The 4,129-nt window shown below is 76.5% G+C and carries 5 protein-coding genes; 3 read left to right on the plus strand and 2 right to left on the minus strand.

The window, feature by feature from the left end; all coding sequences use genetic code 11:
- Window positions 1-38 precede the first annotated feature (38 nt).
- The 3 genes from rimI (at window position 39) to FOE67_RS18600 (ending at window position 2,077) form a co-directional block, all read left to right on the plus strand.
- Entirely contained in the window at window positions 39-599 is a 561-nt protein-coding gene (rimI, locus tag FOE67_RS18590) for a ribosomal protein S18-alanine N-acetyltransferase (RefSeq protein ID WP_438874253.1), read from the plus strand.
- Window positions 600-605: 6 nt separating this feature from the next.
- Window positions 606-1,748 carry a tRNA (adenosine(37)-N6)-threonylcarbamoyltransferase complex transferase subunit TsaD gene (gene tsaD / locus FOE67_RS18595; protein WP_182665761.1) on the plus strand — a complete coding sequence of 381 codons (1,143 nt, stop codon included), beginning with the start codon at window positions 606-608 and terminating at the stop codon, window positions 1,746-1,748.
- Between the two features lie 77 nt (window positions 1,749-1,825).
- Entirely contained in the window at window positions 1,826-2,077 is a 252-nt protein-coding gene (locus FOE67_RS18600) for a hypothetical protein (protein WP_182665768.1), read from the plus strand.
- Window positions 2,078-2,165: 88 nt separating this feature from the next.
- Here FOE67_RS18600 and FOE67_RS18605 read toward each other — a convergent pair whose 3' ends face one another.
- Window positions 2,166-2,705, minus strand: a complete 540-nt coding sequence (locus FOE67_RS18605) for a hypothetical protein (RefSeq protein ID WP_182665763.1) — start codon at window positions 2,703-2,705, stop codon at window positions 2,166-2,168.
- A 98-nt stretch (window positions 2,706-2,803) separates the two neighbouring features.
- Window positions 2,804-4,129, minus strand: a 1,326-nt coding sequence (locus FOE67_RS18610; protein ID WP_438874252.1) for a class I SAM-dependent methyltransferase, incomplete at its 5' end; no start/stop codon positions are given.

Genomic DNA, 4,129 nt, shown 5'->3' on the forward strand with positions numbered 1-4,129 from the left:
ACCGCACCCGCCCCCTCCGCCGGGGCCGGGGACCGGCGGTGACCGCGCCCGCCGGTGTCCGGCTGCGCCCGATGCGCTGGTGGGACGTCGATCCCGTGCTGGCCCTGGAACGCGAACTGTTCCCGGAGGACGCCTGGACCCCCGGCATGTTCTGGTCCGAACTGGCCGGCTGCGGCGGCCCCGCGCCGATGCGCCGCTACACCGTGGCCGAGGCCCCCGACGGCTCGATCGCCGGCTGGACGGGTCTGGCCTTCGCCGGGGAGAGCGCCGACGTGCAGACCGTCGCCGTCGCCCCCCGCCGGCAGGCCGCGGGCCTGGGCACCCTCCTGCTGCGCGACCTGCTGACCGCTGCCGCCGACCTCGGCTGCCGGGAGGTCTTCCTGGAGGTGCGCACCGACAACCACCGCGCCCGCCGGCTGTACGAGCGGCACGGCTTCGAACCGATGGGCCTGCGGCGCGGCTACTACCAGCCGGGCAACCACGACGCCCTGGTGATGCGCCGCGACCACACCAGGCCGCTGCCCCCGCCACCCGGCCCGCGCGCCCCCGACGCCGGCGGGACGCCGGCCCCCTCCGTACCCACCGATCGGGAAGCATGACCGACCATGGCTGACGAACCCCTCGTCCTCGGCATCGAGACCTCCTGCGACGAGACCGGAGTCGGTGTCGTGCGCGGGCACACGCTGCTCGCCGACTCCGTGGCCTCCAGCGTCGACGAGCACGCCCGCTTCGGCGGCGTCGTGCCCGAGATCGCCAGCCGGGCGCACCTGGAGGCGATCGTCCCCACCATCGAGCGCGCCCTGGAACGCGCCGGCGTCGCCCCGGCCGACCTGGACGGGGTGGCGGTCACCGCCGGGCCCGGACTGGCCGGTGCGCTGCTGGTCGGCGTCTCGGCGGCCAAGGCGTACGCCGCCGCGCTCGGCAAGCCGGTCTACGGCGTCAACCACCTGGCCTCGCACATCTGTGTCGACCAGCTGGAGCACGGCCCGCTGCCGGAGCCGACGATGGCGCTGCTCGTCTCCGGCGGGCACTCCTCCCTGCTGCTGGCCCCCGACATCACCACCGACGTACGGCCCCTGGGCGCCACCATCGACGACGCGGCGGGCGAGGCGTTCGACAAGATCGCCCGCCTGTTGCACCTGGGCTTCCCCGGTGGGCCGGTCATCGACCGCCTCGCCCGCGAGGGCGACCCGGACGCCATCGCCTTCCCGCGCGGTCTCACCGGCCCGAGGGACGCGCCCTACGACTTCTCCTTCTCGGGGCTGAAGACCGCCGTGGCCCGCTGGGTGGAGGCCCGCCGGGCGGCCGGCGAGGAGGTGCCGATCGCCGATGTCGCGGCCTCCTTCCAGGAGGCGGTGACCGACGTGCTGACCCGCAAGGCGATCCGCGCCTGCCGGGACGAGGGCGTGGACCACCTGATGATCGGTGGCGGGGTGGCGGCCAACTCGCGGCTGCGGGCGATGGCCGAGGAGCGCTGCGCGGCGGCCGGCATCACCCTGCGGGTGCCGCGTCCGGGGCTGTGCACGGACAACGGCGCGATGGTGGCGGCGCTGGGCGCGGAGATGATGACGCGCGGTCGCGCGCCCTCCGGGTGGGACCTGCCGGCGGACTCCTCGCTGCCGGTCACCGAGCCGTCGATCCCCGCCGACGAACCCGGCGGGCACGGGCACCCCCGGGGACACGACCACGTGCACGAGACGAGCCGGCGGAACCTCTACGAGGAGACCGGGGGAGGGGCGGGCGCATGAGCGACCCGACCGACGCGCGCCCGCCGGGGGCCGCCGAGGGGGAGCCGGACACGCCGGCGAGCGGCACACCGACCCTGATGTGGGAGGCGAGGGCGGTGCCCGGCCGGGCGGGGGAACTGCTCGCCTGGGCGCGGTCCCAACGTCTGGACCCGTCCCCGAGCCGTCGGGAGACCTTCGTCGCGCCGGGCGACCGGGTCCTCGTCATCACCTGGTGGGACACGTCGCCGGAGGGCGGGCCCCCGGAGCTCCCCTCGCCCGACGAGGACCTGTTGGCGCGCCCGGTGCACCGTTGGCGCTTCACGCGCGTCGACGGGCACCCCGCCCCCTGACGGGCGGGACCTCCGGGAGGCCGGCGCCCCCGGCCCGCCGCGGAGGAGGCGCCGGACGACCGGTCCCGGCGCCCACTCCGCCCGTCCTTCACCGGGCGCGGGAGCGCAGGGCGCGGTAACCCACCCGGAGCAGGGCCAGGAACGGGACGGCGCCCAGCAGGATGATGGAGACCGAGATCAGGACCTGCTGCACGCGCACGCCCTGCGCGTGAGAGGCGTCGGCCTCCCCGACGACCCGTCCGTCGATCACGAGGTTGCACCGCACGGTTTCGGAGGGAACGCACCCCGGGTCGATGTCGAGCAGGAGGTTCACCCCGAAGGCGACCACCGCTCCGGAGAGCACCAGGCCGAGCAACCAGGCGACCGCGACGGACACCCGTGCCAACCCCCGCCGCCCGCGCAACAACGGGCCCAACCACCTCGCGACCCACTGGATCAGGAGCACGGCGGGGAAGATGAGCAACGGATGCCAGGTCCACATGGCCAACACGCCGGGTACGCCGAAGAAGAGGGTGAGGAGCGCGGCGAAGCCGACATCCTCCCGGAACCGTTGCGCGCGCGTCTTCCGCGGCGGGGAGCCGGTCCGACCGTCGCCCCCGGTGGTGCGCGTTCCCGACCGCCCGGTCATGCGAGTCCCTCCGTGCCCGTTCCGGGTGGGTCGGGTTCGCCCGGCCGTCCGCGTGCCCGGAACCCCCGTGCCGGCCGGGGCGGCGGAACGCCGCCCTCTCACACCGGGGATGACGCCCCGTCCGGCCCACCCGGTTCCACCGGCGGCCGGGCCACCAGGACCAGGGGACGGTCGCCGAGCCGGGTCACCACCAGGGTGCAGGCGTTCGGCCCGCGCGGTGCCAGCCGGCGACGCAACTCCTCGGGGGTCATGGCGAAACCGCGCTTCTTGATCGTGAGCGTGCCCACCTCCCGGTCCCGCAGCAGCGCGCGCAGTCGCTTGAGGTTGAACGGCAGCACGTCGGTGATCTCCCACGCCGCGGCCCACGGGGTGCGGACGGCGGTGTCCGAGGTCAGGTAGGCGATCCGGGGGTCGATGAGGCGGGCGCCGATGATCCGGGCGACCGCCCCGACCAACCCGGCCCGGATGACGGCGCCGTCCGGCTCGTACAGGTACCGGTCCACGACGCCGTGCGCGCCGTCCGAACGGGGGTCGGGGGCGGGCGAGCCGTCCCCCGTGACGCCGTGTCCACCGGGCAGGAGGGTGGCCCGGCGCGGGTGCGGCGCGCCGGTGCCGAACCACAGCACGGCCTCCTTGACCTCGCCGCCGTCCGAGACCCACTCGGTCTCGGCGTCCGGCGGCAGCGCCTCGTGCGGGATGCCGGGGGCCACCTTCACGGCGGCGAGGGGGGCCCGTCGGGCGATGTCGAGGGCCCGGGACAGGGGCGGGGAGTACGCCTCGGGGTCGAAGGTGCGACCGCGGCCGTCGCGTCGGGCCGGATCGATGAACACGGCCGTCCCCGGGGCGCCGGCGTCCCCGATCACCGACGGGTCGGTGACATCCCCCCGCACCACCCGGATCCGGTCGGCGAGGCCCAGTTCCGCGGCGTTGGCCTCCGCCACCGCGCAGGCCCACGGGGAGCGGTCCACGGCGACCACCTCCAGGCCGGCCCGGGCGAGGGCCAGGGCGTCGCCGCCGTTGCCGCAGCACAGGTCGACGACCCGCTCGGCGCCGGCGGCGACGAGGCGTCGGGCCCGGTGGGCGGCGACGGGGGCGCGGGTGGCCTGTTCGACGCCGTCGGCGGTGAACCACATGGTGTCGGCCTCGGGGCCGAACTTCGCGCGGGCCCGGACGCGCAGGCGGGCCATGGTGAGGGCGGCGGCGACGAGGTCGGCGGGGTGGTCGCGGCGCAGGCGGGTGGCGAGGGCCAGTTCCTCGCCGGGGGCGTGGTCGCGGACGGCCTCCAGCAGTCGCCGGCCGGTTCCGGTGCGCAGGGCGTGCAACAGGCGGACGTCGCGTTCCCCGGGCGTGCCGCCGGCCGCGTCGTCCCCCGGGGCGCCGCCGGGATCGGCCGCCGGGGGGTCGGACGGGGTGCGGTCGGGGCG

It is taken from the genome of Streptomyces calidiresistens, from assembly GCF_014141525.1.
In the GTDB taxonomy this organism is placed as follows: Bacteria; Actinomycetota; Actinomycetes; order Streptomycetales; family Streptomycetaceae; genus Streptomyces; species Streptomyces calidiresistens.

Coding starts and splice junctions, on each gene's coding strand:
- tsaD (WP_182665761.1), top strand. CDS start 606: ATGGCTGACGAACCCCTCGTCCTCGGCATCGAGACCTCCTGCGACGAG.
- FOE67_RS18600 (WP_182665768.1), top strand. CDS start 1,826: ATGTGGGAGGCGAGGGCGGTGCCCGGCCGGGCGGGGGAACTGCTCGCC.
- FOE67_RS18605 (WP_182665763.1), bottom strand. CDS start 2,705: ATGACCGGGCGGTCGGGAACGCGCACCACCGGGGGCGACGGTCGGACC.